The organism is Amycolatopsis sp. PS_44_ISF1, assembly GCF_032335455.1.
Classification (GTDB): domain Bacteria; phylum Actinomycetota; class Actinomycetes; order Mycobacteriales; family Pseudonocardiaceae; genus Amycolatopsis.
Map to the genome: position 1 here is coordinate 112,562 of NZ_JANUXO010000004.1, position 26,921 is coordinate 139,482.

General features: G+C 72.7%; 25 protein-coding genes. 12 read left to right on the forward strand and 13 right to left on the reverse strand.

Features of this window, described 5'->3' with window-relative positions; translation table 11 throughout:
- Positions 1 to 75: 75 nt before the first annotated feature.
- Positions 76 to 1,113: an iron-containing redox enzyme family protein gene (locus NYF13_RS30450; RefSeq protein ID WP_315661378.1), complete on the reverse strand. Its 1,038-nt coding sequence runs from the start codon at positions 1,111 to 1,113 to the stop codon at positions 76 to 78.
- 176 nt (positions 1,114 to 1,289) lie between these two features.
- Here NYF13_RS30450 and NYF13_RS30455 point away from each other — a divergent pair, with 176 nt between their 5' ends.
- From NYF13_RS30455 to NYF13_RS30475, 5 genes are all read left to right on the forward strand, one after another.
- On the forward strand, positions 1,290 to 2,123 hold the full coding sequence (locus tag NYF13_RS30455; RefSeq protein ID WP_315661379.1) for an alpha/beta hydrolase: 834 nt from the start codon (positions 1,290 to 1,292) through the stop codon (positions 2,121 to 2,123).
- Between the two features lie 11 nt (positions 2,124 to 2,134).
- Positions 2,135 to 2,965, forward strand: a complete 831-nt coding sequence (locus NYF13_RS30460) for an SDR family oxidoreductase (RefSeq protein WP_315661380.1) — start codon at positions 2,135 to 2,137, stop codon at positions 2,963 to 2,965.
- A complete protein-coding gene (locus NYF13_RS30465; RefSeq protein ID WP_315661381.1) occupies positions 2,962 to 3,411 on the forward strand; it encodes a VOC family protein in 450 nt (149 codons plus the stop codon). Before NYF13_RS30460 ends, NYF13_RS30465 begins: the two co-directional genes overlap by 4 nt.
- Before the next feature lie 74 nt (positions 3,412 to 3,485).
- Positions 3,486 to 4,613, forward strand: a complete 1,128-nt coding sequence (locus NYF13_RS30470; protein ID WP_315661382.1) for a glutathione-independent formaldehyde dehydrogenase — start codon at positions 3,486 to 3,488, stop codon at positions 4,611 to 4,613.
- A gap of 62 nt (positions 4,614 to 4,675) precedes the next feature.
- Positions 4,676 to 5,866: an acyl-CoA dehydrogenase family protein gene (locus NYF13_RS30475; RefSeq protein WP_315661383.1), complete on the forward strand. Its 1,191-nt coding sequence runs from the start codon at positions 4,676 to 4,678 to the stop codon at positions 5,864 to 5,866.
- Positions 5,867 to 5,919: 53 nt separating this feature from the next.
- Here the strand turns inward: NYF13_RS30475 and NYF13_RS30480 are convergent, their stop codons facing one another.
- Positions 5,920 to 6,423 carry a hypothetical protein gene (locus NYF13_RS30480; RefSeq protein ID WP_315661384.1) on the reverse strand — a complete coding sequence of 168 codons (504 nt, stop codon included), beginning with the start codon at positions 6,421 to 6,423 and terminating at the stop codon, positions 5,920 to 5,922.
- 355 nt (positions 6,424 to 6,778) lie between these two features.
- Here NYF13_RS30480 and NYF13_RS30485 point away from each other — a divergent pair, with 355 nt between their 5' ends.
- Both NYF13_RS30485 and NYF13_RS30490 read left to right on the forward strand, forming a co-directional pair.
- The gene (locus tag NYF13_RS30485) at positions 6,779 to 7,396 is read left to right on the forward strand and encodes a hypothetical protein (RefSeq protein WP_315661385.1); all 618 of its coding nucleotides are present in this window, start codon (positions 6,779 to 6,781) and stop codon (positions 7,394 to 7,396) included.
- A 223-nt stretch (positions 7,397 to 7,619) separates the two neighbouring features.
- On the forward strand, positions 7,620 to 8,378 hold the full coding sequence (locus NYF13_RS30490) for a GAF and ANTAR domain-containing protein (protein ID WP_315661386.1): 759 nt from the start codon (positions 7,620 to 7,622) through the stop codon (positions 8,376 to 8,378).
- A 589-nt stretch (positions 8,379 to 8,967) separates the two neighbouring features.
- Here NYF13_RS30490 and NYF13_RS30495 read toward each other — a convergent pair.
- Together NYF13_RS30495 and NYF13_RS30500 are read right to left on the reverse strand one after the other, a co-directional pair.
- Complete coding sequence (locus NYF13_RS30495; protein ID WP_315661387.1) at positions 8,968 to 9,645, reverse strand: fasciclin domain-containing protein; 678 nt, start codon at positions 9,643 to 9,645, stop codon at positions 8,968 to 8,970.
- Positions 9,646 to 9,777: 132 nt separating this feature from the next.
- On the reverse strand, positions 9,778 to 11,352 hold the full coding sequence (locus NYF13_RS30500) for a molybdopterin-dependent oxidoreductase (RefSeq protein WP_315661388.1): 1,575 nt from the start codon (positions 11,350 to 11,352) through the stop codon (positions 9,778 to 9,780).
- Positions 11,353 to 11,511: 159 nt separating this feature from the next.
- On the opposite strand from NYF13_RS30500, the gene sigK reads away from it, so the two are divergent.
- Positions 11,512 to 12,117, forward strand: a complete 606-nt coding sequence (gene sigK / locus NYF13_RS30505; RefSeq protein WP_315661389.1) for an ECF RNA polymerase sigma factor SigK — start codon at positions 11,512 to 11,514, stop codon at positions 12,115 to 12,117.
- Positions 12,114 to 12,860 (forward strand): anti-sigma factor, encoded by a 747-nt coding sequence (locus NYF13_RS30510; RefSeq protein WP_315661390.1) that lies wholly within the window; start codon positions 12,114 to 12,116, stop codon positions 12,858 to 12,860. Before sigK ends, NYF13_RS30510 begins: the two co-directional genes overlap by 4 nt.
- A gap of 586 nt (positions 12,861 to 13,446) precedes the next feature.
- On the opposite strand, the gene NYF13_RS30515 is transcribed toward NYF13_RS30510, so the two are convergent.
- Together NYF13_RS30515 and NYF13_RS30520 are read right to left on the reverse strand one after the other, a co-directional pair.
- Positions 13,447 to 15,216 (reverse strand): hypothetical protein, encoded by a 1,770-nt coding sequence (locus NYF13_RS30515; RefSeq protein WP_315661391.1) that lies wholly within the window; start codon positions 15,214 to 15,216, stop codon positions 13,447 to 13,449.
- Positions 15,217 to 15,273: 57 nt separating this feature from the next.
- The gene (locus NYF13_RS30520; RefSeq protein ID WP_315661392.1) at positions 15,274 to 16,161 is read right to left on the reverse strand and encodes a hypothetical protein; all 888 of its coding nucleotides are present in this window, start codon (positions 16,159 to 16,161) and stop codon (positions 15,274 to 15,276) included.
- Positions 16,162 to 16,450: 289 nt separating this feature from the next.
- Here NYF13_RS30520 and NYF13_RS30525 point away from each other — a divergent pair, with 289 nt between their 5' ends.
- The gene (locus NYF13_RS30525) at positions 16,451 to 17,461 is read left to right on the forward strand and encodes a ferritin-like domain-containing protein (protein ID WP_315661393.1); all 1,011 of its coding nucleotides are present in this window, start codon (positions 16,451 to 16,453) and stop codon (positions 17,459 to 17,461) included.
- Between the two features lie 205 nt (positions 17,462 to 17,666).
- Here NYF13_RS30525 and NYF13_RS30530 read toward each other — a convergent pair whose 3' ends face one another.
- The 4 genes from NYF13_RS30530 to NYF13_RS30545 all read right to left on the reverse strand — a co-directional run bounded on the left by NYF13_RS30530 (position 17,667) and on the right by NYF13_RS30545 (position 20,889).
- Positions 17,667 to 18,464 carry an ABC transporter permease gene (locus NYF13_RS30530; RefSeq protein ID WP_315661394.1) on the reverse strand — a complete coding sequence of 266 codons (798 nt, stop codon included), beginning with the start codon at positions 18,462 to 18,464 and terminating at the stop codon, positions 17,667 to 17,669.
- Complete coding sequence (locus tag NYF13_RS30535) at positions 18,461 to 19,420, reverse strand: ATP-binding cassette domain-containing protein (RefSeq protein ID WP_315661395.1); 960 nt, start codon at positions 19,418 to 19,420, stop codon at positions 18,461 to 18,463. The genes NYF13_RS30530 and NYF13_RS30535 overlap by 4 nt, the downstream gene beginning before the upstream one ends.
- Positions 19,421 to 19,446: 26 nt before the next feature.
- Entirely contained in the window at positions 19,447 to 20,295 is an 849-nt protein-coding gene (locus NYF13_RS30540; protein ID WP_315661396.1) for a DUF4097 family beta strand repeat-containing protein, read from the reverse strand.
- A gap of 72 nt (positions 20,296 to 20,367) precedes the next feature.
- Positions 20,368 to 20,889 carry a YlcI/YnfO family protein gene (locus NYF13_RS30545; protein ID WP_315661397.1) on the reverse strand — a complete coding sequence of 174 codons (522 nt, stop codon included), beginning with the start codon at positions 20,887 to 20,889 and terminating at the stop codon, positions 20,368 to 20,370.
- A 157-nt stretch (positions 20,890 to 21,046) separates the two neighbouring features.
- Here NYF13_RS30545 and NYF13_RS30550 point away from each other — a divergent pair, with 157 nt between their 5' ends.
- Complete coding sequence (locus NYF13_RS30550; RefSeq protein ID WP_315661398.1) at positions 21,047 to 21,925, forward strand: pyridoxal-phosphate dependent enzyme; 879 nt, start codon at positions 21,047 to 21,049, stop codon at positions 21,923 to 21,925.
- A gap of 20 nt (positions 21,926 to 21,945) precedes the next feature.
- Here NYF13_RS30550 and NYF13_RS30555 read toward each other — a convergent pair whose 3' ends face one another.
- Positions 21,946 to 22,593, reverse strand: a complete 648-nt coding sequence (locus tag NYF13_RS30555; RefSeq protein WP_315661399.1) for a hypothetical protein — start codon at positions 22,591 to 22,593, stop codon at positions 21,946 to 21,948.
- 415 nt (positions 22,594 to 23,008) lie between these two features.
- Here NYF13_RS30555 and NYF13_RS30560 point away from each other — a divergent pair, with 415 nt between their 5' ends.
- Positions 23,009 to 24,361: an amidohydrolase family protein gene (locus NYF13_RS30560; RefSeq protein WP_315661400.1), complete on the forward strand. Its 1,353-nt coding sequence runs from the start codon at positions 23,009 to 23,011 to the stop codon at positions 24,359 to 24,361.
- 177 nt (positions 24,362 to 24,538) lie between these two features.
- Here NYF13_RS30560 and NYF13_RS30565 read toward each other — a convergent pair whose 3' ends face one another.
- Entirely contained in the window at positions 24,539 to 25,969 is a 1,431-nt protein-coding gene (locus NYF13_RS30565) for an alpha/beta fold hydrolase (protein ID WP_315661401.1), read from the reverse strand.
- Between the two features lie 210 nt (positions 25,970 to 26,179).
- Positions 26,180 to 26,785: a malectin domain-containing carbohydrate-binding protein gene (locus NYF13_RS30570; protein WP_315661402.1), complete on the reverse strand. Its 606-nt coding sequence runs from the start codon at positions 26,783 to 26,785 to the stop codon at positions 26,180 to 26,182.
- Positions 26,786 to 26,921 lie beyond the last annotated feature (136 nt).

Genomic DNA, 26,921 nt, shown 5'->3' on the forward strand with positions numbered 1-26,921 from the left:
CTGATCGCGGCACCCCCGCCACCCGGGAAAACCGGTCCCCACCGGCCTTTCCCCGATCGGCGGGGACCTGCCCGCTCATCCGCTCAAGGCCAGCTCGCCGCTGTCGCTCCCGGCCGTCCGGGTGGGCCGGTCCGGCCGCAGCGACGACCGGCCCCGGGCCCACTCCCCCAGCAGCATCCGGCCGAACTCGGCCTCGACCGCCAGTCCGCAGGCCGCGCCGAACAGGACGTCGGCCGCGGCGGAGGGGTTCTCGCGCGCGAAGGTGCCGCACAGGTCGTGCGCGGCGATCTGCTCGTGCACCGCGTCGGCCTCGATGTGCACGTCGAAGAACCGGGTCGCGTCCGCGTCGCCGCCGAGACGCCGCAAACCGTTGCCGTACCGGCGATTCGGCAGCGAAGAGGTCATCTCGAACGCGGCCAGGTGGCCGAGCGTCGCGCCGAGCCAGCGGCGGTGGAGGCCGAACAGCGACATCAGGTTGCTCACCGCCAGGGTGATCGCCGGGACCCGGTCCACGTAGTGCCCGTAGCCGTCGTCCAGGCCGAGGGCGCGCATGGTGTCCCGGAACAGCTCCGAGTGCATCCGCTCGAACCGGCCCTGCCCGTACTCGTCCGCCTGGATCTCCACCAGCGCGGCCTTGGCCGGCCCGGACAGCCGCGGAATGGCCCAGCTGTGCGGATCCGCCTCCTTCAGGTGGTAGATCGACCGCTGCGTCACGAATTCGCGGAACTGCCCCTCGGACGCCTGCCGCTGCAGGAACTGCGCGAGCGGCGGCCCGTCGTCCGCGCGCACGAGGCGGGCCAGCGCCCGCGGCACCGACTCCGGTTCCAGCGCCACCACCGGCACCAGCTCGCGCAGACCGGCCTCCCACCGCCGTTCCAGCCCGCGCCGCACCTGCGCGACGAACGGGGCGTCCTCCCACCACGGGTCGACCTCGTCGAATCCGCGGTAGCTCAGCTCGTAGCACATCCAGAGGGTCAGCTGCAGGTCCTCGTCGTGCAGCACCGCGGTCCCGGTGCCTTCCGGGACCGGTCCGGCCGCCGCCCCGTCCGGGGCACCGGAAAGCCGGTCGCGGACGAGGGAACTGAGCGGCCCACGGGGGCGGGGCAACAGCATCGGACCTCCAACGGGGTGAACGGCGCGGGTACCCCCGGGGCATCCGGTTCACTCCACGTCGCGGCGGGCGCCCGGTCGTGTGACCCGGGTCGCAGCGAGGTTTACCCGAGTTCGGTTGCGGGCATTTTCATTGCACGCAACGCGACTGCTCCGAGCAGTGTGAGAGGAAGGCCCCCATGGGCAAGGTGACTGTCGGCGTCGAAAACAGCGCGCCGGTCGAGCTGCACTACGAAGACCACGGCAGCGGCCGGCCGGTGGTGCTGGTCCACGGCTGGCCGCTGAGCGGGCGGTCCTGGGAGCACCAGGTCCCGGCGCTCGTCGAAGCCGGCTACCGCGTCATCACCTACGACCGGCGCGGTTTCGGGCAGTCTTCGCAGCCTTGGACCGGCTACGACTACGACACCCTCGCGGGTGACCTCGACACCCTGATCAACCACCTGGAGCTGCGCCAGGTCGCCCTCGTCGGGTTCTCCATGGGCGGTGGTGAGGTGGTGCGCTACCTCGGCGCCTACGGCTCCAGCCGGGTCTCGCAGGCCGTGCTCGCCGCCGCGGTGCCGCCGTACCTGTACCGGGCGGACGACAACCCGGACGGCGGGCTGGACGACAACACCATCGCCGCGTTCGAAAACGGGGTGAAGGGCGACCGGCTGGCTTTCCTCAAGGGGTTCACCACCGGCTTCTTCAGCGCCGGTGACGAGCTGACGGTCAGCGAAGACCAGCGCGCGTACGCCCAGCAGATCGCGGCGTTCGCCTCGCCGAAGGCGACGCTCGACTGCATCGCCGCCTTCGCCCGCACGGATTTCCGCGCCGACCTGGCCAAGATCACCGTGCCCACGCTGGTCATCCACGGGGACGCCGACGGGGTGGTGCCGTTCGAGGTCAGCGGGAAACGCTCCGCTGCGGCACTCTCGGACAGTGAACTCGTGGTGATCGAGGGCGGCCCCCACGCGATCAACGCCTCCCACGCCGACGAGTTCAACGCCGCGCTGCTCACCTTCCTGAACCGCTGAGAGAGGACGTCATGACCACGAAAACCTGGTTCATCACCGGTGCTTCCAAGGGCTTCGGTCGCGAGTGGACGATCGCCGCACTGGACCGGGGCGACTCGGTCGCGGCCACCGCCCGCGACACGGCCACCCTCGACGACCTGGTCGCCCGCTACGGCGACAAGATCCTCCCGCTGCGCCTCGACGTGACCGACCGCGACGCCGCGTTCGCCGCCGTCAAGACCGCGCACGACCACTTCGGCCGGCTCGACGTCGTGGTCAACAACGCCGGTTACGGCCAGTTCGGCCTGGTCGAGGAGCTGAGCGAGGCCGATCTGCGCGACCAGCTGGAGACCAACCTGTTCGGCGCGCTCTGGGTGACCCAGGCCGCGCTGCCCTACCTGCGCGAGCAGGGCTCCGGGCACATCCTGCAGGTCTCCTCGATCGGCGGGATCAGCGCGTTCCCGAACGTCGGCGCCTACCACGCGTCGAAGTGGGCGCTGGAGGGCATCAGCCAGTCGCTGGCCCAGGAGGTCGCGGGCTTCGGCGTCAAGGTGACCCTGATCGAGCCCGCCGGCTACTCCACCGACTGGTCCGGCCCGTCGGCCCGCCGCGCGGAGCCGCTGGCCGCCTACGACGAGTTCCGCGAGGCGCAGAAGTCCGCGCCGAAGCGCCAGAGCTCGCCCGGCGACCCCGAGGCCACCCGCGCCGCGGTGCTGAAGCTGGTCGACTCGCCGGAGCCGCCGCTGCGCGTGTTCTTCGGCGACGGCCCGCTCGCGCTGGCCACCAAGGACTACGAATCCCGCCTGGCCACCTGGCGCGAGTGGGAGCCGGTCTCCATCGAGGCGCACGGGAAGAAGCCGTGACCACGACGGTCGGTCCGGTGCACCACCTCCGCCTCACGGTCACCGACGTCGCCCGGGCCCAGGCCTTCTACACCGAGGTGCTCGGCCTTTCGGTCGCGGTGGCCGAGCCGCCGGCCCAGGACGACCCGGACTACTGGCTGATGCTGAGCAACCTGCAGGGCGGGGTCGTGCTCACCAACGGCAGCTTCCAGCTCGGCCTGCGCCCCTGCGACGAGCCCCGCCGCCACGCTGGTGACCGCTTCGACCCGCGGCGGGTCGGGCTCGACCACGTGAGCTTCCAGGTCGGCGGACACGAGGAGCTGGGCCGGATCCGCGAACTGTGCGCCCGCCGCGGGTACGAGCACGGCGAGATCACCGAGCTGAAGCCGATCGGCATCGCCGTGCTGTCGGTGACCGACCCGGACGGCATCCAGCTCGAGCTGACCGCGCGTCGGGGCGAGGGCTGACCGGCCCCGGGTTTCCGGCGGCCGGAAACGGGAATCCCCCGGAAACCAGCCGAAAACGCTAAGCGAGGCAGCCGATGAGGGCTTTGGTCTACCAGGGACCGCACGACGTGGCCGTGAAGAACGTGCCGGACGCGCGGATCGAGGACCCGAAGGACGCGGTCGTGCGCATCACCACGACCAACATCTGCGGATCCGACCTGCACATGTACGAAGGCCGCACCGACGTCGAGACGGGCAAGGTGCTCGGCCACGAGAACATGGGCATCGTCGAGGCCGTCGGGGACGCGGTGGACCGGCTCAAAGTGGGCGATCGCGTCTCGCTGCCGTTCAACATCGCCTGCGGCGCCTGCGGAAACTGCTTCAAGGGGCTGACCGCGTTCTGCTTGCGCGCGAACCCCGGCACCGCAGGCGCCGCGTACGGCTACGCCAGCATGGGCCCCTACGACGGCGGCCAGGCCGAGTACCTGCGCGTGCCGTGGGCGGACTTCAACGCGCTGGTGCTGCCCGAAGGCACCGAACACGAACTGGACTACGCGATGCTGTCGGACATCTTCCCGACCGGCTGGCACGGCGTGGAGCTGGCCAAGCTCCAGGCCGGCGAGAACCTCGTGGTCTACGGCGCCGGCCCGGTCGGGCTGATGGCCGCGCACGCGGCCCGGATCAAGGGCGCCTCCCGGGTGTTCGTGGTCGACCAGCAGCCCGACCGGCTCAAGCTGGCCCAGCGGATCGGCGCCATCCCGATCGACCGGTCCGCGGGCGACGCGGTCGAGCGGATCACCGACCTGACCGACGGCGGCGCCGACCGCGGGGTCGACGCGGTCGGCTACCAGGCACACAACCCGGACGGCGTCGAGCAGCCGGAGGTCGTGCTCAACGAGCTGGTCGCCGCGGTCAAGCCGACCGGCGGCATCGGCGTGGTCGGGGTCTACCTGCCCGAGGACCCCGGCGCCGAAGGGGAGCTGGCGCGGCAGGGCAAGCTGGCCTTCGACTACGGCCAGTTCTTCTTCAAGGGCCAGTCCATGGGCTCCGGGCAGTGCAACACCAAGCAGTACAACACCCAGCTGCGCGACCTGATCACCGAAGGCGTCGCCACCCCGGGCTTCCTGGTGTCCCACACCCTGAACCTGGACCAGGCCGCGGAAGGCTACGAGCACTTCGACAAGCGCGAGGACGGCTGGACCAAGGTCGTGCTGCAACCCTGAGCCGCCCGCGCCCGCCGGGCCGGGCGGGACCGAAGCACGAACCGAGCAGGAAGGCCGTCGGCATGACCACCACACGGGAGTTCGAGACGCTCACCGGGGACTTCTACCAGTTCGAGAACCTGCTCTCGGAGACCGAGCGCGGCATTCTCGAACGGGTCCGGGCCTTCCTGCGCGCCGAGGTCGAACCGATCGCCAACGAGTACTGGGCCCGGGCCGAGTTCCCGTTCCAGCTCATCGACGGGATCCGCGGGCTCGACATCGCGGGGCTGATGTACGACGGCCTCGCCGCGCACCGCGGATCCCGGCTGCTGAGCGGGTTCCTCGCGCTGGAGATCGGCCGGGCCGACCCGTCGGTGAACACCTTCTACGGGGTGCACACCGGGCTGGCCATGGGCAGCATCGACCGCTGCGGCTCCGAGGAGCAGCGGGAACGCTGGCTGCCGGGGATGGCCCGGATGGACCGGATCGGCGCGTTCGCGCTCACCGAACCGCACGGCGGCTCCGATGTCTCCGGCGGCCTGGAGACCACCGCCCGGCGCGAAGGCGACACGTGGGTCCTCGACGGTGAGAAGAAATGGATCGGCAACGCCACCTTCGCCGACCTCGTCGTCGTCTGGGCCCGCGACCTCGAAGACGGGCACGTCAAGGGATTCGTGGTCGAACGGGACACCCCCGGCTTCCACCCGGTGAAGATCGAGGGCAAGGTGGCGCTGCGCTCGGTGCAGAACGCCGACATCACCCTGGACGGCTGCCGGGTGCCCGAGCGGAACCGGCTCCAGCGCGCGAACAGCTTCCGTGACACGAGCGACGTGCTGCGCCAGACCCGCGGCGGCGTCGCCTGGGGCTCGGTCGGCTGCATGATGGCGGCCTACGAGCTGGCCCTGGCCTACGCCAAGGAGCGCGAGCAGTTCGGCCGCCCGATCGCGAAGTTCCAGCTGGTGCAGGATCATCTGGCGACCATGCTGGGCAACGTCACCTCCTCGCTGGCGCTGGTGGTCCGCCTGGCCGGCCTCCAGGACGAGGGCATCGACCTCGACGAGCACTCCGCGCTGGCCAAGTCGGTGGTGACCACCCGGATGCGCGAAACCGTCGCGCTGGCCCGGGAGGTCTTCGGCGGCAACGGAATCCTGCTGGAGCACGACATCGCCCGCTACTTCGCCGACGCCGAGGCCCTCTACAGCTACGAAGGCACCCGCGAGATCAACCAGTTGATCGTCGGCCGCGCGGTGACCGGCATGAGCGCGTTCGTCTGAGTCCGATCCGTCGAGAGAGACGCAGCCGGTTCGAGGGCGGACCGGTTGCTTCTCTACGGCCGCGCGTGGAGGGCCACGGTGCGCAGGGCGGCCTGCAACAGCTTCGACACCTGCCGGGGCGTCCACCCGGTGACGGCGATGAGGTCGTCGGTGCTCCGACGGGCCACCGCCGTGGCCCACAACGCGAATCGTTGGCGTGGCGGCAACAAGGCCAGCTCGTCGAGCAACACCGCATCGCGTAGCGCGGCGGCCAGCACCGCCCGATCGACCTCGGGCGTCAGCTCGGCCCGCAGCGCCTTCACCAGCCGAGCGCGGGCCCGGCGGCCCGGATCCGTCCACTCCCCCACCGGGCGGGGCCGACCGGCTTCGGCCAGCGCGGGCAGCAGACGATCCAGCAAGCGCTTGCTCTCCCGCCGGGACCGGCCGGTGCTGCAGGCCACGCGATAGCTCAACGTCACCATCCGCCCGGCCACGTCGGCCTCCGCGGTCAGCCAGGGCGGCAGCTCGCGCAGGTGGGCATCCGGAGCGGCGGGCCGACTGCGGGTCCCAGCGGTCACCGTGCTGTCCCCGTCGTGCCGACGACCGACTTCGCCGCGATCATGAGCCGCTCCCTGAAAACGCAGGTGCAGGTGGTGGTCAGCCCTGGGTCTGGGGGCGCAGTTCGCGGGTGGCCCCGCGGGCTGATCATAAACCGGTCCGCGCACCGCCCGGCCCGCGGGCCGGGCCCGGGTGGACGGGCCCCGGCCGGTGGCCGGCCGCGAAACGGCCCCGCCGGCTCACGAGTCTGAACCTGCGGGGCCTGGGCCGCCCGTGTTCCGCGCGAAACCTCAGGGCGCCTGCCCGCAGGGTGACCCGAACGGGCCGGGTTAAACCTCGGACCGCCCAACCAGGCCGCCGCGCAGGAACGAATGCGTGGTGACCGGGTCCGCCGGTCCCTCGCCCGGCCCCCCGGCGATCGACATCCGTTCGGAGCACCTGACGATGACCCACCGCACGAAGGCACTCCCCCGCGCCGTCCCCGGGCCCGCCACCGGCCGGACCTTCCCGGGGAAACGACTCGCCGTGCTGGGCTGCTGCTTCCTCACCGGGTCCGGGGTGGAGACCGGATTCCACCGCACTTCGACCCACGGTGGGTTCGAGGCCGGGCCGGGACTGCGGATCGCGCCGGCCCTCGCCGACGGCCCGGGCGCGCCGGGGCCGGTGATCGGCTGGGTGGCCACCGTCGACCGCGACGGTCGTCCGCGCTACCGCTGGCGCTTCGGCACCAGATCCGCCGCGCTGGTCAAGGGCGTCCGGCGCGGACGGACCAGCACCCGCCGGTCCGCCCCGGACCTGGTCGACGACGCCGGTAGCGCCCGGCGGCTCTCGCGGCTGACCGCGGTCCCGCCGCCGGGGCCTGCGCTGCTCGGCGGACCGGTCACGACGAGCCGGTGGGGCGCGCTGACGGGGTTCTCCGGAGCCGGGCTGGTCCGCGTCGTCTCGCTCCGACGCGGCCGGGCACACCGTCTCCTCCCGGCCGAGGCCGGTTGATCGTGGTCACCACCGAGGTCCCCGGACCGGCCGGCCCGTGGCGCGGTGGCCCGGGCGCGGGCCCGTCCCCATGGCGGGTCCGACGTCGCGCTCGATCGAGACCGATCCGCACGGAACGCCGGGCCCGCCGCAGTCCCGTCGCCCGGCTCCCCCGGCTGATCCCGTTCTTCTCGCACCGGTTTCCGCCCCCGGCTCACCCACTCGCAAGGAGAGTCCCGCGCTGATGAGCACCACCCCCGACACCGCCCCGTCCACCGACCGGGAACAGCAGTTGTCGCGCACTTTCGTCCAGCTGGCCGACACCCTGGTCGCGGACTTCGACATCGGTGACTTCCTCACCCTGCTCGTCGAACGGAGCGTGGACCTGCTCGGCGTTTCCGCGGCCTGCGTGATCCTCCTCGACGAGGACGGCACGCCACGCGTCGCGGCCACCTCCTCGCAGCGGACGGAGCTGCTGGAACTGTTCGCGGTGCAGACCGAGTCAGGCCCGTGCATCGACTGCGCCCGCACCGGCGTTCCCGTGCTGTTCGCCGGCCTACCGGCCGAAACCCGGCGCTGGCCCACGTTCACCGCCGCCGCCCGCGAATGCGGCTACCGAGCCGCTCAGGCCCTGCCCATGCGGCTGCGCGAGCAGGTGATCGGCGTGCTGACCCTGTTCGGCACCGAGCCCGGCGGCCCGGCGGCCGGGGTCCTGGAGCTCGGCCAGGCCCTCGCCGGTGTCGCCACCATCGGGCTCCTGCAGCAGCGCACCATCGAGCAGGGCGACCGGCTGGCCGGGCAGCTCAAGACCGCGCTGACCAGCCGGGTGGTGATCGAGCAGGCCAAGGGCGTGCTGGCCGAGCGCGGGTCGGTCTCGATGGACGAGGCGTTCAGCCACCTGCGCGCCCACGCCCGCAGCCACCACCTCCGGCTGACCGACCTCGCCCGTGGCGTCGTCGAAGGCACCGCGGACGTGGCCGCCATCCTCGCGTCGGACCGGTAGGCGGACCCTTCGAGCGCGTTCGCCGCCTCGATCGCCGGTGGGCAACGGGATTTCCGCCACCGAGGCGGATGCCGCCGGCGCTGGGTACGGCCACCGTGGTGACCCAGGCCGCGGTGGGGGTGCCGATCTCCTGAGCCCGGGGCAGTCGTGGCGGTGCCCGGGATCAGTGAGCGGTCGTGGCCCCGGGAAGCTGCGACCGAAACGGGGTTTCCGACCGGGGCGGGAAGCTCATGCCGTCCCCGCGTTCAGCGTGGGAACAGTGGGCCGGGAAAGGCCGGGCCGGGAAATGGCCGCTGCCAGAAATGACCGGCACCGGAAATGACACGGCCCGGGAGCGGCGGCTGGGGCGGGGCCGGCTTCCGGGACGACGATGATACGGTCCAGGCCGGTCACCGCCGGCGGCGTGGAGTGTCGGCGCCGACGATGACCGGCGGACCCTCCGGCCGCCACGAAACACCGGCGGGTCCCCCGCTGCCGCCGCGGCGTCAGGACCTTCGGCGGCGAGCGGGCGTTCCACGACACAGTGGTACCACCGGGCGCGCCCCGACGACGGGCCCGGTGGTACCACTGTGGACTGTGCGGAGCCGGGTCAGCTCTTGTTGGTGCCCGGGGTGAGGACCGTGTCGATGACGAACACGGTGGCGTTCTTGGTGGGGATGTTGCCGCAGAGGACCTTGGCGCCGTTGACGGTCATGTTGTCGCCGGAGCCCTCGACCTTCACGGGGCCGCCCGCGGTGTTGAGCGAGTCGACCGAGCCGGCGGCGGACAGGCCCTTGGCGTCGTAGCGCTTGCCCAGGACGTGGTACTGCAGGATCGGGGCCAGCGCGGCCTTGTCGCCGGCGAGCTCCTTGAACTTCGCGTCACCCAGCTTGTCGAACGCCGCGTCGGCCGGCGCGAAGACGGTGATCGCGGGCTGGCTGTTGAGCGTGTCGACCAGGTCGGCGGCCTTCACCGCGGCGACCAGCTTGGTCAGCAGCGGGTTGGTCGAGGCGGCCGAGGCGACCGGCTGCGGGCCCATCGAGTCGAGCGAGCCGGCGGCGTTGCCCTGGGGCAGCTTCGAGCAGGCCGGGCCGAACACGTCGGCGTTGGTGGTCACGCCACCGGAAGCACCGGAGTCGGCCGAAGACGACGGAGCCGCCATCGAGGAGGACGGGGCCGGCGCGCTGCTGTTGCTGGACGAGCCGCTGTCGGAGCCACCGCCACAGGCCGAAAGGGCGAGAGCGGCGACAGCAGTGACACCGATACCGGCGATACGCAGGGACTTCACGTGGGTTCACTCCAGAATCTAGGAAGGACAGTCCGTGGCTGAACTGTTGGTGACATCAGGGATTCGGTTCTGCTCCGGGAAAAGATTGGCCCCGGTTGTCACTCTTTAGTGTGACGTCCTGGACTGGCGCGATCAGGTCGCGATGAAGGTGGTGGAGTGCCAGCCCGTGGCGCCGTTCGGCACGGTGCCCGCGCGGTCTTCGGTCTGGGTGTAGCCGGTCCGGTCGGTCGCGCGGACCTTCACCTGGTGCGTGCCCGGCTTCACCGAGATCTGGGCCCACCACATCCGCCAGGTGTTCAGGTTCACCTCGGACGAGAGCGTCACCGGGCGCCAGCCGGTGTCGTCCAGGTTGATCTCCACCCGGTCGATCCCGCGGAACTGCGCCCAGGCGATCCCGGACAGCCGCACCGGACCGGAGGGCACGGTGTCGAAGCCCTTGGGCTCGTCGATCCGCGACTCCGTCTTGATCGGCGCCTGCTCGCTCCAGCTGCGCTTGAGCCAGTACGCCTGCCGCGCCTTCCAGGTCGTCACTTCGATGTCCACGATCCACTTCGTCGCCGACACGTAGCCGTAGAGGCCCGGGGTGACCAGCCGCGCCGGGAACCCGTGCTCCAGCGGCAGCGGCTCGCGGTTCATGCCGATCGCCAGCATCGCCCCGCGGGCGCGCTCCTGGGCCGCCGCCACCGGCGTGCCCGAGGTCCACCCGTCCACGCTGGAGCAGAACAGCTGCTCGGCCCCGGGCTGCACCCCGGCCTCGGCCAGCAGGTCGGCCAGGTCGACCCCGATGAAGTTCGAAGTGGACACGTAGGTGCCACCGACCTCATTGGACACACAGGTCATGGTGATGGTCCGCTCGGTCAGCGGCCGGTTGCGGATGTCGTTGTAGGAGTAGCGCATCTCCCGGTCCACCATCCCGTGGATCCGCAGCGACCAGTCCTCGGCGCGCACCTGCGGCACCGACAGCGCCGTGTCCACCCGGTAGAACCCCGAGTTCGGCGTCAGGAACGTCGGCGTGCCGAGCTTGGCGAAGTCCGCGTCCGCCGGGATCGCCGGCGCCGCCACCGCCGGCTTCAGCGTGCCGATCGCGGCGCGGGAGGCCGTCGCGTCCCGGGTCCCGCTGACCAGCTGCCCGGTTCCGCCGAGCACCCCGGCTCCGACCACCGCACCGGCCCCGCCCAGCAGGAACGACCGGCGTGAGGCCCCCTCGGGCGGTGCGGGCACGTTCTTGCGCGGGGCCAGCCGGTGCAGCAGCACGAACACCGCCACGCCGACCACCAGGCTCGCCAGCGGGGCCAGCAGGGCCACCGCGGTCAGGTCCGGCCGCTCGAACACGGCGAAACCACCCACGAGCCCGAACAGCGTGATGATGGCCACGCCCGGCCACCGCGACCGGGCCGACAACAACCCGGCCAGGGCCGAAACGACCACCATCACCAGCGCCATGCCGCCGAGCAGCACGAGCTTGTCGTGGGTGCCGAAGGTCCGCACCGCGTAGTCCTTGAGCTCCACCGGGGTCAGGTCGATCGCGCCGTTGCCGACCGCCAGGTAGGGCGAGGCGTTGATGCTGATGAACCCGGCCACCAGGTGGCCGGCCGCCAGCGCGGTGGCCAGGGCCAGCACGCCGCACAGCGCGGCCGAGGGCAGCCGTAGCCGGGCGCGCTCCGGGGGCACAGGGGTTTCCGGGCGGCTGAGTTCTGTGGCGGTCATGGAAAGCATTCGGTCCCGGGCGGTGCGGGGATTGGCGTCAGGCCCTGAACGGGTGCCCCCGCCGGCCGCGACCAATCCACCGGACCCCCGACGGCGAATCACCCTCAGCACGCCGGGAAGCCCGGCGTCCGACTCGGCGCAGGCCGGGAGGGATCACCTATGGCCACCCCTGCCAGGGCGCTCGCCCTGGTTCCGCCGTCCCCCGTGGCGCCGGAACCGGCACCGACCGCCGAAGCACTCATCGCCCGGGTCGCGTTGGGCGACGAACGGGCCTTCGCCGCGCTGTACGACGAGCTGGCCGGCCCGGTGCTGGGCATGGTGACGCGGGTGGTCCGCGACCGCGCGCAGTCCGAAGAGGTCGCGCAGGAGGTGCTGCTCGAGGTCTGGCGCAAGGCGGCGTCGTTCACCGAGCACCGGGGCAGCGTCCGCACCTGGGTGCTGACCATCGCCCACCGGCGGGCGATCGACCGGGTCCGCACCGAGCAGGCCGGCTCCGACCGGGAGACCCGGGCCGGGCTGCTCGACCCCCGCCGGGCCTTCGACGAGGTGGCGGAGTCCACATTGGTCGGACTGGAGCGCGAGGACGTGCGGACCGCGCTGGCCACCCTCACCGATCTGCAGCGGGAGTCCATCACCCTCGCCTACTACGACGGTTACACCTGCCGCGAGGTCGCCGAGCGGCTGGGGGTCTCCGTCAGCACGATCAAGTCCCGCATGCGGGACGGACTCATCCGCCTGCGCAACGTTATGGGAGCATTGCGATGACCAGCGCCGAAGCCCACACCCTGACCGGCGCCTACGCCTTGGACGCGGTCACCGGACCGGAGCGCGAGCGCTTCGAGCAGCACCTGGCCCAGTGCGAGTCCTGCGCGATGGAGGTCCGCGAGTTCCGGGAGGTCTCGGGTCTGCTCGGGGCCGCCGTGACCAGCAGCCCCGGCGATGCCCTGCGGGCGCGGGTGCTCGCGGCCGTGACCGAGACCCGGCAGCTGCCGCCGCAGGTGGAGCCCCCGCTCGTACTCCCGGTGCCGCTGCGCTCCGCCCCCTCCTGGCGCGCCCGGGCCGGCATCGGCCTGGCCGCCGCCGCGGTGATCGCCGGGGTGGTGGTCGGCGGCGTGGTGATCGGCGGGGTGGTGGCCGGCCGCCCGCCGGCGAACCCGGTGGCCGTGGCCCAGCCGCAGAACCTGATCGCCGCCGCCCCGGACGCCGTCACCGTGACCGGCCACGGCGCCGGCGGCGGCACCGCCACGGTCGCGATCTCCCGCAGCCTGGGCAAGGTCTCGGTGGCGATCCACGATCTCCCGCCCCTCGACGGAGCGCACGCCTACCAGGTCTGGTTGATCGGCCCCCGCGGTCCCCTGTCGGCCGGCCTGCTCAACCCCGGCGCCGGCGAGACCTCCCTGGTCGCCCCGGTCCCGGCCGATGCCAACCGGATGGCCGTCACCACGGAGCCACTGGCCGGCTCGCCCCAGCCGACCACCCCCGGGGTGGCCCTGCTCTCGCTCGGCTGAACACGGGGACCGGCTGCGGCCGGCTCGGGAGGAAAGGGTTGCGGCAGCGCCCGCGCGGAGGTCTCGCGCGGGCGCTGCCTGCTGCTTGGCGGGTGCTGCCGCAAGCGGATGGTCGCGCCGGATCGATCGTGCCGCGGCAGCGGGCGGACGCGCGTGACGGGGCCCAGATCGTCGCGACCGGTGCTGGTGCCGGATCGGTTATGTCGCGGCGTCGGGCCGGCGCCCAAATCGTCGCGGCCGGTGGCGGTGCAGGATCGATCGTGCCGCGGCGGCGGGCGGACTCTCGTAACGGGGCCCAGATCGTTGCGGCCGGTGATGGTGCCAGATTGGTCATGTCGCAGCGTCGGGTGGGCGCGCATGCCGGGGCCCAGATCGTCACGGCCGGTGGCGGTGCCCGGACCTGAAGTTGCTGGGGGGCACTCGTCGTGGTTGGGGGCCGGGGGGTTCCCGGACCGGCGCAGCGGCGCGATCATCCATTGAGGACGGACGGGTGGCCCGGCCGCCGCCGGTCGGTACTCGCGCGAAAAGGCGGGGCCACCAGGATTTCCCTGGTGGCCCCGCCGTTTTCCGTGCTTCCCGTTGACCGTCAGACGGTGCGCGGGGTGTGCGCGGCGGTGTTCCCGCCGGTGCCGATGGACCCGGCGTCGCCGCCGTGGCCCGCCGGGCCGGAGTTGCCGCCGGTGGTGGTGCTGGTGTTCGTGGCGTCGCCGGTCACACCGGTCGAGCCGGTGCTGCCGGAGTTGCCCGAGGTGACCGTGGTGCTCGACTGGTCACCCTGGTGCCGCGAGCCGTGACCCCAGGAGCCGTGGCCCCAGGTGCCGTGACCCCAGGCGCCGTGGCCGTGGTGGCCCCAGCCCTGCGAACCGCCGTGGCACTGGCCCTGGTCGCGGCCGGAGCCGCTGCCGGTGGCCGTGACGGCGGTGTTGCCACCGGTGGAACCGGAGTTCCCCGAGTCACCGGACTTGCCGGTCACCGCGGTGTTCTTGCTGGTGGCATCGCCGGCGTCGCCGGAGTTGCCGCCCCGGCCACCGGCCGCGATCGCCACGACCTGGCCCAGGACGCTCGTGCTGCCCTGGCCCGGACGCGACCAGCGGCCGCCACCGTTGTTCGTCGCGGAGTTGACCCCGGTGGCCACGGACGTGGCGTCGCCGCCATTGCCCGCGGAACCCGAGTTACCGCCAGTGGTGCTGCTGGTGTTCGACGCGTCACCGGTCGCACCAGTGCTGCCGGTGTTACCGGAGTTGCCCGAAGTGACCGTGGTGCTCGACCGGCCACCATTGGAGCGGCTGCCGCCGTCCCAGCCGTGACGGCCGTTCTCCTGGCCGCCCAGGTTGCCCACGATGGCGGTGTTGCCACCGGTGGAACCCGAGTTCCCCGAGTCGCCGGACTTGCCGGTCACCGCGGTGTTCTTGCTGTCCGCGTCGCCCGCGTGGCCGGAGTTGCCGCCCCGGCCGGCCACCGCGCCCGAAGCCACGTTGCCGAGCGAGCCGAGCAGTCCGCCCTGGCCCGGACGCGACCAGCGGCCGCCACCGTTGTTCGTCGCGGAGTTGACCCCGGTGGCCACGGACGTGGCGTCGCCGCCATTGCCCGCGGAACCCGAGTTACCGCCAGTGGTGCTGCTGGTGTTCGACGCGTCACCGGTCGCACCAGTGCTGCCGGTGTTACCGGAATTGCCCGAAGTGACCGTGGTGGTGCACTTCGCCAGCAGACAGAGCCCGTAGGCGCTGTTCCCGCCGGTGGCGCCGGAGTTCCCCGAGTTGCCGGAGTTCCCGGTCACCGCCTGGTTGCCACTGGTGGCGTTCCCGGCGTCGCCGGAGTTGCCGCCCTGACCGCCGGTCGCGGTGCCGGTGACCTTTCCGATCACGCCCAGGAGACCGCCACGCGAGTGGCCCTGGGTCGAGCCGACGCCGGACGACACGGCCGAACCGGTGCCGCCGTGGCCCGCCGAACCGGAGTTCCCCCCGGTGGTGGCGCTGGTGTTCGACGCGTTCCCGGTGCTGCCGGTCGACCCGGTGTTACCCGAGTTGCCCGAAGAGACCGAGGTGGTGCACTTCGCCAGCACACACAGGCCCGCGGCGGTGTTGCCGCCGGTGGAGCCGGAGTTCCCCGAGTTGCCGGAGTTCCCGCTGACCGCGGTGTTGCCGCTGGTGGCGTTCCCTCCGTCACCGGAGTCACCACCGCTGCCCCCGTGGGCGCCGGCCGAGGTCAGTCCCGCGACCACGGAGTGCAGGCTGTCGCCGATTCCGCCGAGCGGGGCCGAGTGGCCGGTGTCCGCGCTGGCCACCGCGGTGCCCAGCAGGAGGAAGCCCCCTGAGATGAACGAGGCGGTCAAGCCCCGTCGCACGTACTTGTGCATTGTTTCCCTTTCCTTACCGTCTGTCCATTATGGATTTCTGGAGGTAGAGAGAAACAGTCATCCAGGTCGGTTTTCACCACCGGAGGCCGCCCATCGCGGCGGCCACGCGCCGGCGGGCGGGGCCCGCCACCGCTGCCACGCCCCGATCACGCCGGGGCGGACGGCCACGATCGCCGCCATCCCGCCGTGCTGACCGGAGTCCGACAACGTCGCCGTGCCGGTCGAGAACGCCGTGTCCGGCTGGAACGGTCCAGGCGGAACGCCCTGGCCCGGCCTCGACGTGGCCCCTTCCGGCCGCGCGGTCACCGCCGCGGAGCCGGCCGAGCCCGTGGGCACGGCCCGATGGGCGGCCGGGACCACCGCCGGTCCGGCGACGAAGTCAGCCCGGGGGCTGATCGCTTCCGGTTGCCGCTGCGGAATCGCGACCGCACTGACGACCGGTGCCGCCGCAGGGTTCGCGACCGGCTTCGTCACGGGTTTCGGCGCACCGGCGACGGGGGTGACCACCGGCCGCACGATCGCGACCACCGGTTCCGTCACCGGACGCAGAGCCGAAGTGATCGGCTCCACCACGGCCGTCACCGGACGCAGCACCGAACCGACCGACTCGGCCACCGGAGCCGTCACCGGACGGAGGTCCGAGACGACCGGGGCGAGTGCCCCCGTCACCGGACGCAGCGCCGAAGCAACCGGCTTGACCGCCGAAGCAACTCCGTCCGTCACCGGACGCAGCACTGCGGCAACCGGCGCTACGAGCTTGCCCCCCGAGCCAGCCGAAGCCGGTGGATCACTTGCGGGTCTTTCGTCCGCTCGCGCCCCACTGGCCAGGAGTGCCGCCAGGAAGACGAAACCGGCGGTGACTCCGAGCAAGAGAAGTGTTCTACGCGCAGTCACCACCCAAGGCCCGATTTCGCCCATCCGTGGTGGCAATGAGGAGTTATTCATGAATTCACCTCCCCTCCAGGGTGGAATTTCACCCAACGGTGGGCATTCGCGGGCAGCCCGCTCACCGGTTTGGTGGATTTTCGGTTTTTCTTTTTTGCCGTCCCGGGTTTACCCGGGCCCGGAAGGGGGAAACGCGGCCGTCCGCGAACACCGGATGGGCCGCCGACCAATCCACCCGGCCCGGGGGCCCGAATGCTTCGAGTCCACGAAGATCGCTCCCGCGTGACCACTGCCTCCCGGCGCGCGGGACAAGCCCGGCACCCGGTGCCGGGCCGGAAGGAGATCGCCCGTGTTTGGCAAAAGCTATGCCGCCTCGATGATCAACCGGAGCGCGGAGAACGACCAGGACCGCCGCAAGTTCCTGCGTGCGGCCGGGATGACCGGGCTCGGCGTGGTCGGGGCCGGTGCGCTCGCCGGGCTCGGCGGCGGCCTGGGCGCCACCGCGTCGGCCGCGACGCGCAAGTCGGCCCCGGTGTCCGAGGCCGCGACCGCCGAGGTCAGTGACAGCGCGGTGCTCAACTTCGCGCTGAACCTGGAGTACCTCGAGGCCGAGTTCTACCTGCACGCGGTGACCGGCAAGGGGCTCGCCGACTCGAGCACCACCGGCACCGGCACGCGGGGCGGGGTCACCGGTGGCCGCGCGGTGCGGTTCGAAACCCGGGCCACCAAGCAGTACGCGCAGGAGATCGCGGGCGACGAGAAGGCGCACGTCGAGTTCCTGCGCGCGGCCCTGGGCTCGGCGGCGGTCAGCCGTCCGGCCATCGACCTGCAGTCCAGCTTCACCGCGGCGGCGCAGGCGGCGGGGCTGGTCAAGCCCGGCCACACCTTCGACGCTTTCGCCTGCGAGGAGAACTTCCTGCTCGCGGCCTTCCTGTTCGAAGACGTCGGCGTCACCGCGTACAAGGGTGCGGCTCCGCTGATCAGCAACAAGACCTACCTGGAGGCGGCGGCGGGCATCCTCGCGGTCGAGGCCTACCACGCGGCCAACATCCGCAGCGCGCTCTACCAGCGCAGTGGCGGACTCCTGGGCACCGGGCTGTTCAGCACGGACCTCAGGAAGGCCTCGGTCAAGCTCTCCGACGCCCGCGACAGCCTCGACGGCCCGACCGACGACGACCAGGGCGTGGTCGACAGCCACGGCAACGCCAACATCGTGCCCACCGACGCGAACGGCATCGCCTACAGCCGCACCCCCGGCCAGGTGCTCAACATCGTCTACCTGACGAACAAGGCCGCGACCTCGGGCGGCTTCTTCCCCAAGGGTGTCAACGGCGACGTCAACACCAGCGCCGCCAACTGACCCACTGGCCCTGACACGGCCCAGCCCCCGCCGTGGACACCGGCGGGGCACCGGAAGCTGGTTCCGGTGCCCCGCTCTTCAGCTTTGCTCCGGGCTCCCCCGGAGGTCCGGTACCAAAGGTCAATGCGCCGGGCCGGAGGACGCCGCTCGCGGATCGGGGCCGGCCCGGAGAGCGGGTCGAAGGACAACTCCGGAACCGGCTCGGTCACCGGGCCGCTTCCCGGGCGAACAGCTTCTTGGACCACAGGTAGCCGGCCACGCCGATCAGCGCGCACCAGCCGAGGGCGAACCAGGCGTCGTTCCCGACCGGCTTGTCCATCAGCAGCCCGCGCAGGGTTTCGATGATCGGGGTGAACGGCTGGTATTCGGCGAACCAGCGCAAACCGGCCGGCATCGAGTCGACCGGCACGAATCCGCTGCCCAGGAAGGGCAGGATCACCAGCGGCATCAGCACGTTGCTCGCGGTTTCGACGCTCTTGCTCACCTGGCCGAGCGCGACCGCCAGCCAGACCAGCGCGAACGTCACCGCCAGCAGGACCCCGGCCGCGGCCAGCCACGCCCCCGGCCCCGCGGCGGGCCGGAAGCCGACCAGCAGCGCGACCCCGGTCACCACGACCAGCGCGAACGCCGCCTGGACCACGCTGCCCAGCACGTGCCCGGTCAGCACCGAGGCCCGCGCGATGGGCATGGTGCGGAACCGGGCGATGATGCCCTCGGTCAGGTCCATCGCGATGGAGATCGAGGTGCCCTGGACCGTGGCCGTGATGGTCATCAGGATGATCGCCGGCGCCACGTAGTCGACGTACTCGGCGCGCCCGCCGGAGGCCCCGCCGAGACCGGCGCCGAGCGTGCCGCCGAAGACGTAGACGAACAGCAGCAGGAAGACGATCGGCATGCCGACGAGCGTCACGGTCATCGACGGGTAGCGCAGCAGGTGCTTGAGGTTGCGGCGCAACATGGTCGCGGAATCGCGCAGCGGGTACGCGGGGACGGTGGTGCTCATCGGGCGGCTGCCTTTTCGTGGTCGGGGTCGCCGGTGAGGGCGAAGAAGACGTCGTCGAGGTCGGGGGTGTGCACGGACAGCTCGCCGACCTCGACCGAGTGGGCGTCGAGCCGGTCGATCAGGGTCTTGAGCGAGCGGAGGCCGCCGTCGCTGGGCACGCGCAGGACCAGCGCTTCGTCGTCACGCGAGGCTTCGCCCAGCAGCCGCGTGGCCGTGTCGAAGCCGCTCGGATCGGTGAACCGCAGGCGGATGTGGCCGCCGGGGACGCGGCGCTTCAGCTCGCCCGCGGTGCCCTCGGCGACCAGCCGGCCGTGGTCGAGCACGGCGATCCGATCCGCCAGCTCGTCGGCCTCCTCCAGGTACTGCGTGGTCAGGAAGATGGTGACGCCACCGGCCACCAGCTCGCGCACGATCTGCCACATACCCCGGCGGCTGCGCGGGTCCAGCCCGGTGGTGGGCTCGTCCAGGAAGATCACCCGGGGGCGGCCGAGGAGGGTCATGGCCAGGTCGAGCCGCCGCCGCATCCCGCCGGAGTAGGTCGAAGCCGGTTTGCCGGCCGCGGAGCCCAGGTCGAACCGGTCGAGCAGTTCGGCGGCGCGACGCCGGCCGTCGCGCCGGCCGAGGTGGTGCAGATCGGCCATCAGGCGCAGGTTCTCCTCGCCGGTGAGCAGCGAGTCGACCGCCGAGAACTGGCCGGTGACCCCGATCGCGGCCCGGACCGCGTCCGGCTCGGCCTCGAGGTCGTGCCCGCCGACCCGCGCGGTGCCGCCGTCGGCGCCGAGCAGGGTGGACAGGATGTTGACCGTGGTGGTCTTGCCGGCCCCGTTCGCGCCGAGCAGGGCGAAGACCGTGCCCGTCGGGACGGTCAGGTCGACCCCGTCGAGCACGACGTGGTCGCCGAAGGATTTGCGCAGCCCGGTGGCCGAGATCGCGGCGGGGGCGGGTCCGGTGGTCATGGGATTGCCTTTCCGGGAACGGGTTTTCAGGAGCGGTGGAGGGTGATGCGGCCCATCGAGGTGTGCGCGCGGACTTCGACGGTCTCGTCGGACTCGCCCGGCTGGGCGGCCGCGGCCAGCTCGTTGTGCAGCTGCCCGAACCCGGTGTTCGCCTCGACCCAGGCCGCGGTGCCCTCGGCGACGCCAATCTCGAGGTCGCCCATCGCGGTCTCGACCGCGACCGAGCCCCGGACCACCTCGCCGACCCGGATGTTGCCGTTCGCCGTCTTCGCCTGGAGGCCCGCGTCCGCCCGCTCCACGGAGATGTCGCCGTTGGCCGCGCGGAGCCGCGCGTCCCCGGCGACCGTGCCGACCTCGATGCGGCCGTTGGAGTTCTTGACCACCGCGGGGCCCTCGACCCGGCCCAGGCTCACCCGGCCGGACGCGGTGTGCACCTCGGCCCCGCCGTCGACCCGGTCCGCGATCAGGTCCCCGGCCGAGGTGCGCAGGTCCAGCGGGCCGGTGTGCTCGAACCGGCAGGTGCCGGCGGAGGTCTCGAGCCGGGTCTCCCCGAGCCGGCCGGTGCCGTGGAAGTTGCCCAGCTGCGCCTCACCGGAGATCCGCGAGCCGCTGGGCAGCTCGACCGAAACCTCGACCGAGCGGCTCTTGCGGGAGAAGTCGAAGGCGCGGCCCTTGGGGCCCTTGACCACCAGCCCGCCGTTCGCGTACTCGACGCGGACCTGGTGCGCGGCCTTGACGTCGGATTCGTCGGCCGGGTCGGACGGACGCACCTCGACGACGGTGTCGGCCCGGTCGCTCGCGGCGATCCGGACCTCGCCGGCGACGCCGAGTTCGAAGGTGACGGCAATGGGCTCGGGTGTCTCGAATTCAGGCATGGGTGTCCCCTCGGAGTGGTTCGGTGAGTCGTCCCCGCAGGTGGGAGGACGGGTACAGGTGGGCCGGCGGGCTCAGCGCACCCAGCCGGTGAAGCTCTGCTTGCCCCGCTTCCCGCCGCCGGGCTCGGCGCGCGGTTCGCGAACGGGCCGCTGCACCGCGGCGGTGGCCGCCCGGACCAGCCAGGCGTTGACCGAGCGGCCCTCCTTGGCCGCAGCCGCCTCGACCGCGGCCTTGAGCTGCTCGGGCAGGCGCACGTTGATCCGCGCGGCCGGGCCGTCCTCGGCGATCACCAGATCGCTTTCGGGCGCGGCCCCGGCCGGCGCCGGATCCTCCTCCACCGGCGGCCGCGACGGCGGCGCGGTCACCACGAAGTGGGGATCCCGCCCCCGCAGGCGCAGCTCGACCGAGCCCGGGGCCAAGTCCCGGGTGATTTCGTCGGAGGCGGCGGAAAGCGCCTCCAGCAGGCTCATCCGGATCGCCGATTCGAGCGGTCCGGTCAGGCGTTCGACCAGCGCACGCGCCGGCTCGCCCCCGGCCTCGGCCAGGGTGGCGAACTCGCGGCCGAGGTTGTTCACGTACGTGGTCAAGTCCATGGCATCACTATGGCACATAAGTGGCACCACTACAAGCCGCATTGGCTCAGGATGGCGCCATCGTGGCTCCGCGCCGGACGCCGGGCGAGCCCCTCGGGGCGCTCGCCGTCGACGAAGGCCCAGCGGGCGGTGTCACGCCCGGGTCTAGGCTGCGGGCGTGCCGTCCGGTTCGGAGTTCGCGATCGAGCTGCCCTCCCCGCTGGTCGAACTGCCCGGCGGGCCCGGGGCCGGGCGCGGGGTCCGGCTGCTGCTCAAGCGGGACGACCTGCTCCACCCCGAGGTGCCGGGCACCAAGTGGCGCAAGCTCAGGGACAACCTGGCCTTGGCCCGCGCCCAGGGCCACCGCCGGCTGCTGACCTTCGGCGGCGCCTACTCCAGCCACCTGCGCGCGACCGCGGCGGCGGGCCGGCACTTCGGCTTCGGCACGATCGGCGTGGTGCGGGGCGAGGAACACCGGCCGCTCAACGAATCGCTGGCCTACGCCGAGCGCCAGGGCATGCGGCTGACCTACCTGGACCGCACGACCTACCGGCGCAAGACCGATCCGGACGTGCTCGCCGCGCTCACCGGCCGGTTCGGGCCCGCCTACCTGATCCCCGAAGGCGGCGGCAACGGACCGGCCGTGCGCGGGTGCGCCGAACTGCCGGGCGAGATCACCGAGGACTTCGACGTCCTCTGCTGCGCCTGCGGAACCGGCGCCACCCTCGCCGGCCTCGCCGCCGGTCTCGGCCCCCGGCAGCGCGCGATCGGCTTCCCCGTGCTCAAGGGCGGGCGGTTCCTCGAAGCCGAAGTGCGCCGCCTGCAACGGGAAGCGTTCGGTGCCGAGACCGGCAACTGGTCGCTGGACTGCGATTTCGCCTTCGGCGGTTACGCCCGCCGCACCGCCGCGCTGGACGCCTTCATCGCGGACTTCCAGCACCGCCACGGCGTCGGTCTCGACCGGGTCTACGAGGCCAAGATGATGTACGGACTGTTCCAGCGGATCCGGACGGGGACCTTCGCCCGCGGCACCACGGTCGTCGCGCTGCTCTGCTAGCCGCCCGAGCACGCTCTCGATCACCTGCGCGGCCCGGAACTCCGTTGCCGTCGCCTCAGCGGCCAGATCCTCCGTGGACAGGCCGAAAGCGGCTCCCTGCTGCCGCCGGTCGAGCCGGTCGGCCAAGACCGGTTCGTCCTCTGTGGACAACGGCGCGAACAGCTCCGGCACCAGCAGCAGGCCGCCGGGCGCAAGATGGCGGCGAGGACTTCGGCGCGGGTCTCGGCCGGGAAGAACGGCTGGGTCCAGAAGGAGACCGGGAAGCGGCATTCGTCGTCGAGGGCGCGCGCATCCATCGCGCGGACCTCCAGCTGGTCTTCGGCCCCCGCCGCCTTCGCCCGGCGCCTGATCTCCTCGGCGATCCCGGGCACGATCTCGACGCCGATTGCACGGAGACGCTCGAACATCGTCAGCGGGGTGCCGCCCACGCCGCTGCCCACGTCGAGCAGCGGGCCACCGGCCTCGAGCCGCTCGGCGAACTCCGGCAACGACCGGTACAGCACCGCATACAGCTCGCGGGCCGCGGCGCTCGGCCGCACCCCGGCGTCGAGCGCGACGGTGAGCGCCTGCGCACCGTCGAGGCGGTCTCGCCGCTCGGGCGGCAGGGCCGACTGCCCGGCCCGGCCGCACGCCAGGTCCCGTGCGGCCAGCACGGTGGAAAGGTCCATTCCGGACACCCCAGCGACCAGGGCGGCGAACGGCGGGCTGAGCCGGAACGAGTTCTCCCCCGCCCGCACCACCCCGGCGGAGTCGGCACGGCCAGCACGTTCGCGGCCTGCTCGGCCGGGACCCGGTGGCCGCGGCCAGTTCCTCGGCCGTGCGCCCATCCTGCAGGAGCCCGAGTCAGCCGGCTTCGTGGGCCGACCGGAGGACCTCGATGAGTTCGGCGCCTTCGGCCCAGCCCTTCAGCGCGGCCCACGCGGTCAGGGCGGGGCAGCCCGTCCCCGATCGTCATGCGCCGTAGCCACCGGCTCGTCGCGGTACCGGCGTTGATCATCAGGGCCTCTCGGCTCCACCGAACCGGCGCCGGGCCCGCGGACGGCGCTAGGGTCGACTCATCGGCGGAACCATCGGGAGGACACCATGACCTTCGGCAGCGAGCGGCCCCGGCCCGAGCCCGGTCGCGCGGCGCGGACGCTGGTGCGCGGCGGCATCGTGGTCAGCGGGGACCCGGCCGTCGGCGACCTGCGCCGGGGCGACGTGCTGATCGAGGACGGCCGGATCGCCGCGGTCGCCCCGGAACTGCCCGTGGCCGGGGCCGAGGTGGTGGACGCGGCCGGCAAGATCGTGCTGCCCGGTTTCGTGGACAGCCACCGTCACACCTGGCAGACCGCGTTCCGGGGACTAGGCGCGGACTGGACCTTCGGTCAGTACGGCGCGGTCATGCAAGGCGCGCTCCGGCCGCACTACCGGCCGGAAGACGTGTACCTGGGCAACCTGCTCGGCCGGATCGAGGCGCTCGGCTCGGGGGTCACGACCATGCTCGACTGGTTCAACTGCGCCCTCACCCCGGAGCACGCCGACGCCGCGGTCCAGGGCCTGCGCGAAGCCCCCGGACGCTCGCTGTTCGGCTACTGCGCCGAGGGCCCCGGGGACTCGGCGGGTTCCGGGGACTCAGCGGGTTCCGGCATCGCCGCCGAGCTGGCCCGGATGCGCGAGCAGCTGCCCGGGGACGGGCTGGTGCTGGCCCTGCGCGGTCCTTTGCGGTCCACAATGGACGAAACCGTCGCCGACGTGGCGGTGGCGCGGGAGCTCGGTCTCCGGGTGAGCGTGCACGTCCACGGCGGCACCGGCTGGCCGACCGGCGACCGGGTGATCGAGCGGATGCGTGAGCACGGCCTGCTCGACGCCCGCACCACCATCGTGCACGGCAACGGCATCTCCGACGACCAGCTGGCGATGCTGGCCGAGGCGGGCTGCTCGGTTTCGGTCAGCCCGGACGTCGAGCTGAAGATGGGCTTCGGCTGGCCCGAGACCGGACGGCTGCTGGCCGCCGGGATCCGCCCGTCGCTGTCGATCGACGACTGCCCGTCCGCCAGTGGCGACATGTTCTCCACCCTGCGCACGGGGTTCGCGGTGCAGCGCGGGCTGGACCGCAGCCTCACCGCGCGGGACTTCTTCGGCTTCGCCACGGTGGAGGGCGCGCGGGCCTGCGGGCTCGAAGACCGCGTCGGCAGCCTCACCGTCGGCAAGGACGCCGACCTGGTCCTGCTCGACGCCGAGGACCCCTCGGTCTTCCCGGTCGGCGCGATCGTCACCGCCGGTCACCCCGGGCTGGTGGACAGCGTTTTCATCGCCGGGCGGGCGGTCAAGCGCAACGGCGAACTGCTCGGCGTCGACCTGCCCGCGCTGCGCGCCCGGGTGCTGGAGTCGCGCGACCGGATCGCCGCGGCGGCCGGAGTCGCGATCGACGGTTCGGGCGCCCCGGCCGGGTGAGAAGCGCCCGGGAACCGGCCCTCCGGGCACAGCCCGCGAGGGGGAAGCGAGGCCGGAGTGGCCGAATTCCGCGGCTGCTTAGGCGCCGGATACACCGTCGAGCGGGGCACGGTGGCCGGGTGGCGCCCGGACCCAGGACACGACCGCGGGTGCCGGGTCTCCCCGGTCCGGGTCCGATCAGGACGGTGGCGGCGGGGCTCCGAGCAGGTACGCGACCTCCTCGGCCTGCGTGGCCGGGTCGTTGAACCACGCCGTGTGGCCGACGCCGTCCCAGCTCAGCAGCTTCGAGCCGTGGATCTGGGCGGCGAGCCCGACGCCCCACGAATACGGGGTGGCCGGGTCGTTCCGGCCGCTCACGACCAGCACCGGGGCGGCGCCGCGCACCGGGGTGGGGCCCCAGGGGTCGGCGGCCCGGACCGGCCAGCCGAGGCAGCCGGACTGCACGTCCCAGCCTTCGACGAAGCCCTGGGTGACCGGGGCGGCGCGGCGGATCTCCCGCTGCCGGGCCGCCAGGTCCGGGTAATCGCGGACGTCGGAGGGGAAGTCGTGGCAGGTGATGGCCCGGTACGCGGCCTCGCTGGCCACCGGGACCGCGAACAGGGAGGCGTCCGGCGCCGGGGCGATGGCCCGGGCCAGGCCGGTCGCGAGCGTGCTCCAGTTCCGGGGCAGGGCTAGCAGTGCGTAGCCGGTGTAGGCGATCTGCGGCGCGGTCGCGCCGGACGGGGTGCTCGCGGCCGGGATCGGGGCCCGGCGCGCGCGGTCGAGCAGCGCGCGGTACTCGGCGGCGATGTCCCGGCCCCGCAGGGCACAGTCCTGAGTGGACTGGCACCAGCCGGCGAACCGGCCGAACACGGCGTCTTCGGCCCGGGCCTCGTCCAGGGCCAGCCGGCGTGAGCCGACGGTGTGGTCGACGGCGCCGTCCAGCACCGCGGCCCGGAGCCGGCCCGGGTACAGCCGGGCGTAGGTGGCGCCGAGCAGTGAACCGTAGGACAGGCCCAGGAAGCTGATCCGGCCGGCGCCGAGCGCGATCCGCACGGCCTCGAAGTCCCGGGCCGCGCTGATCGTGTCCACGTGGTCGATCAGCGGGCCGGTGGCGCGGCGGCAGCCCTCCCCGACGTCACGGTTGTACGCGGCGAGCCGGTCGTATTCCGCGCGGCTGCCCGGGAACTGGGTGACGTTCAGGTCCAGGGTCGGCTTCTCGCAGGCGATCGCGGGCCTGCTGTCACCCACGCCCCGCGCGTCCACGCCGACGAGGTCGAACCGCTCCCGCAGCCGGGCCGGGAACATCTCGTCCGCGACCTCCTTGAGGTACGGCGCCGCGGGATCCCCCGGACCGCCCGGGTTGAACAGCAGCGAGCCGATGCGGTGGGCGGGATCGGCCGCCTCGAGGCGGGTCAGGGCCACGGTGATCTTCGCCCCGGCCGGCTTCGCCCAGTCCAGCGGCACCGAGAGCGCTCCGCACTCGGTGCCGTTTTCGGCGCACGGCCGCCAGTCCGGCGCGCGCACCCCGAACGCGGCCACCGGGTCCCCGTCCGCCGCCCGGGCCGCCCCGGCACCCCCGCCGGTCATCACCACCCCGGTCAGCACCAGCGCCAGCCCGCGTCGCAACCGTCTTGTCCTCACCAAGATCCCCTGCACGCCGATGATCATGGCACGTGATCATCGGCGCCGGTGATGACAGAAGTACCGTCAGCCGGGCGCCCGCGGCGAGCCGGATTCCGCAGCGGCATGGCGGGAAGAAGTGCGCGCGGGCGGCGCCGCCCCACTTCGGGAAGCCGCGCCAGGACTTCCTTTCGCGAGCGCCGGGATCGGGGCCGGTTACCGGACCGGGGTGATCACTATGGCGTTGATCTGGGGCTGGTCGGCGGAACCGCGGGTGAAGCTGACGGTCGCGGTGCCGTCCGCGCCGACCGTGAGCGGGAAGTCCTGCTCGACGCCGAACGCCGCCGGCCCGTCCGCGCCGTGCCGGATGGCGGTACCGGAGATGTCGAAGTCGGTGAGCACCCGGGTGCCGTCGAGGTCGACGTCGAAGGCGCGCTTGCCGGCGCCGATCCAGTACCAGTCGAGGAAGTAGAGGCGGACCTGGTAGGCCGCGCCCGGGGTCAGCCCGGGCACGGTGTAGGCCGAGTCGGTGAAGCGCGAGGTGTGCCAGATCCCGGCCGGGATCGGGTGGCCGACGGTGGCGGTGAAGTTGGGCACGCTGGGCTTCCCGGCCGGGATGGTGTCCGGGATTCCGCCGGTGCCGTAGGAATCGGCGACGAACCCGTCCCCGCCGTCGCCCCCGACGTCGATGGACACCCCGCCCGCGAGTGGCGGGGTGCCGGCGTGGGCGGCCCCCGCGACGGCCACGGAACCGGACAGGGCGGCCGACACCACGGCCACCAGCGCGAGCAGTCTTCGACGGCCGGCCACGTGGGCACCCATGGATTTCTCCCGTTGCAGTGGAGGATCACCCCGAAAGTCCGAGGCGGTTACCGGAGCACGCCGGTCCGACGTTACCGGGCCGGCGGAGGGCAAAAGAGGTAGTGATCCTGCCCGCGCGGAGCACCGGGGGCACCCC

Bases quoted from the DNA above. Each gene is read 5' to 3' on its own strand.
- NYF13_RS30455 (WP_315661379.1), top strand. From the start codon at position 1,290: ATGGGCAAGGTGACTGTCGGCGTCGAAAACAGCGCGCCGGTCGAGCTG.
- NYF13_RS30450 (WP_315661378.1), bottom strand. From the start codon at position 1,113: ATGCTGTTGCCCCGCCCCCGTGGGCCGCTCAGTTCCCTCGTCCGCGAC.
- NYF13_RS30470 (WP_315661382.1), top strand. From the start codon at position 3,486: ATGAGGGCTTTGGTCTACCAGGGACCGCACGACGTGGCCGTGAAGAAC.
- NYF13_RS30475 (WP_315661383.1), top strand. From the start codon at position 4,676: ATGACCACCACACGGGAGTTCGAGACGCTCACCGGGGACTTCTACCAG.
- NYF13_RS30560 (WP_315661400.1), top strand. From the start codon at position 23,009: ATGACCTTCGGCAGCGAGCGGCCCCGGCCCGAGCCCGGTCGCGCGGCG.
- NYF13_RS30570 (WP_315661402.1), bottom strand. From the start codon at position 26,785: ATGGGTGCCCACGTGGCCGGCCGTCGAAGACTGCTCGCGCTGGTGGCC.
- NYF13_RS30510 (WP_315661390.1), top strand. From the start codon at position 12,114: ATGACCAGCGCCGAAGCCCACACCCTGACCGGCGCCTACGCCTTGGAC.
- NYF13_RS30540 (WP_315661396.1), bottom strand. From the start codon at position 20,295: ATGCCTGAATTCGAGACACCCGAGCCCATTGCCGTCACCTTCGAACTC.
- NYF13_RS30555 (WP_315661399.1), bottom strand. From the start codon at position 22,593: ATGGACCTTTCCACCGTGCTGGCCGCACGGGACCTGGCGTGCGGCCGG.
- NYF13_RS30490 (WP_315661386.1), top strand. From the start codon at position 7,620: ATGAGCACCACCCCCGACACCGCCCCGTCCACCGACCGGGAACAGCAG.
- sigK (WP_315661389.1), top strand. From the start codon at position 11,512: ATGGCCACCCCTGCCAGGGCGCTCGCCCTGGTTCCGCCGTCCCCCGTG.
- NYF13_RS30460 (WP_315661380.1), top strand. From the start codon at position 2,135: ATGACCACGAAAACCTGGTTCATCACCGGTGCTTCCAAGGGCTTCGGT.
- NYF13_RS30545 (WP_315661397.1), bottom strand. From the start codon at position 20,889: ATGGACTTGACCACGTACGTGAACAACCTCGGCCGCGAGTTCGCCACC.
- NYF13_RS30530 (WP_315661394.1), bottom strand. From the start codon at position 18,464: ATGAGCACCACCGTCCCCGCGTACCCGCTGCGCGATTCCGCGACCATG.
- NYF13_RS30535 (WP_315661395.1), bottom strand. From the start codon at position 19,420: ATGACCACCGGACCCGCCCCCGCCGCGATCTCGGCCACCGGGCTGCGC.
- NYF13_RS30520 (WP_315661392.1), bottom strand. From the start codon at position 16,161: ATGAATAACTCCTCATTGCCACCACGGATGGGCGAAATCGGGCCTTGG.
- NYF13_RS30515 (WP_315661391.1), bottom strand. From the start codon at position 15,216: ATGCACAAGTACGTGCGACGGGGCTTGACCGCCTCGTTCATCTCAGGG.
- NYF13_RS30500 (WP_315661388.1), bottom strand. From the start codon at position 11,352: ATGACCGCCACAGAACTCAGCCGCCCGGAAACCCCTGTGCCCCCGGAG.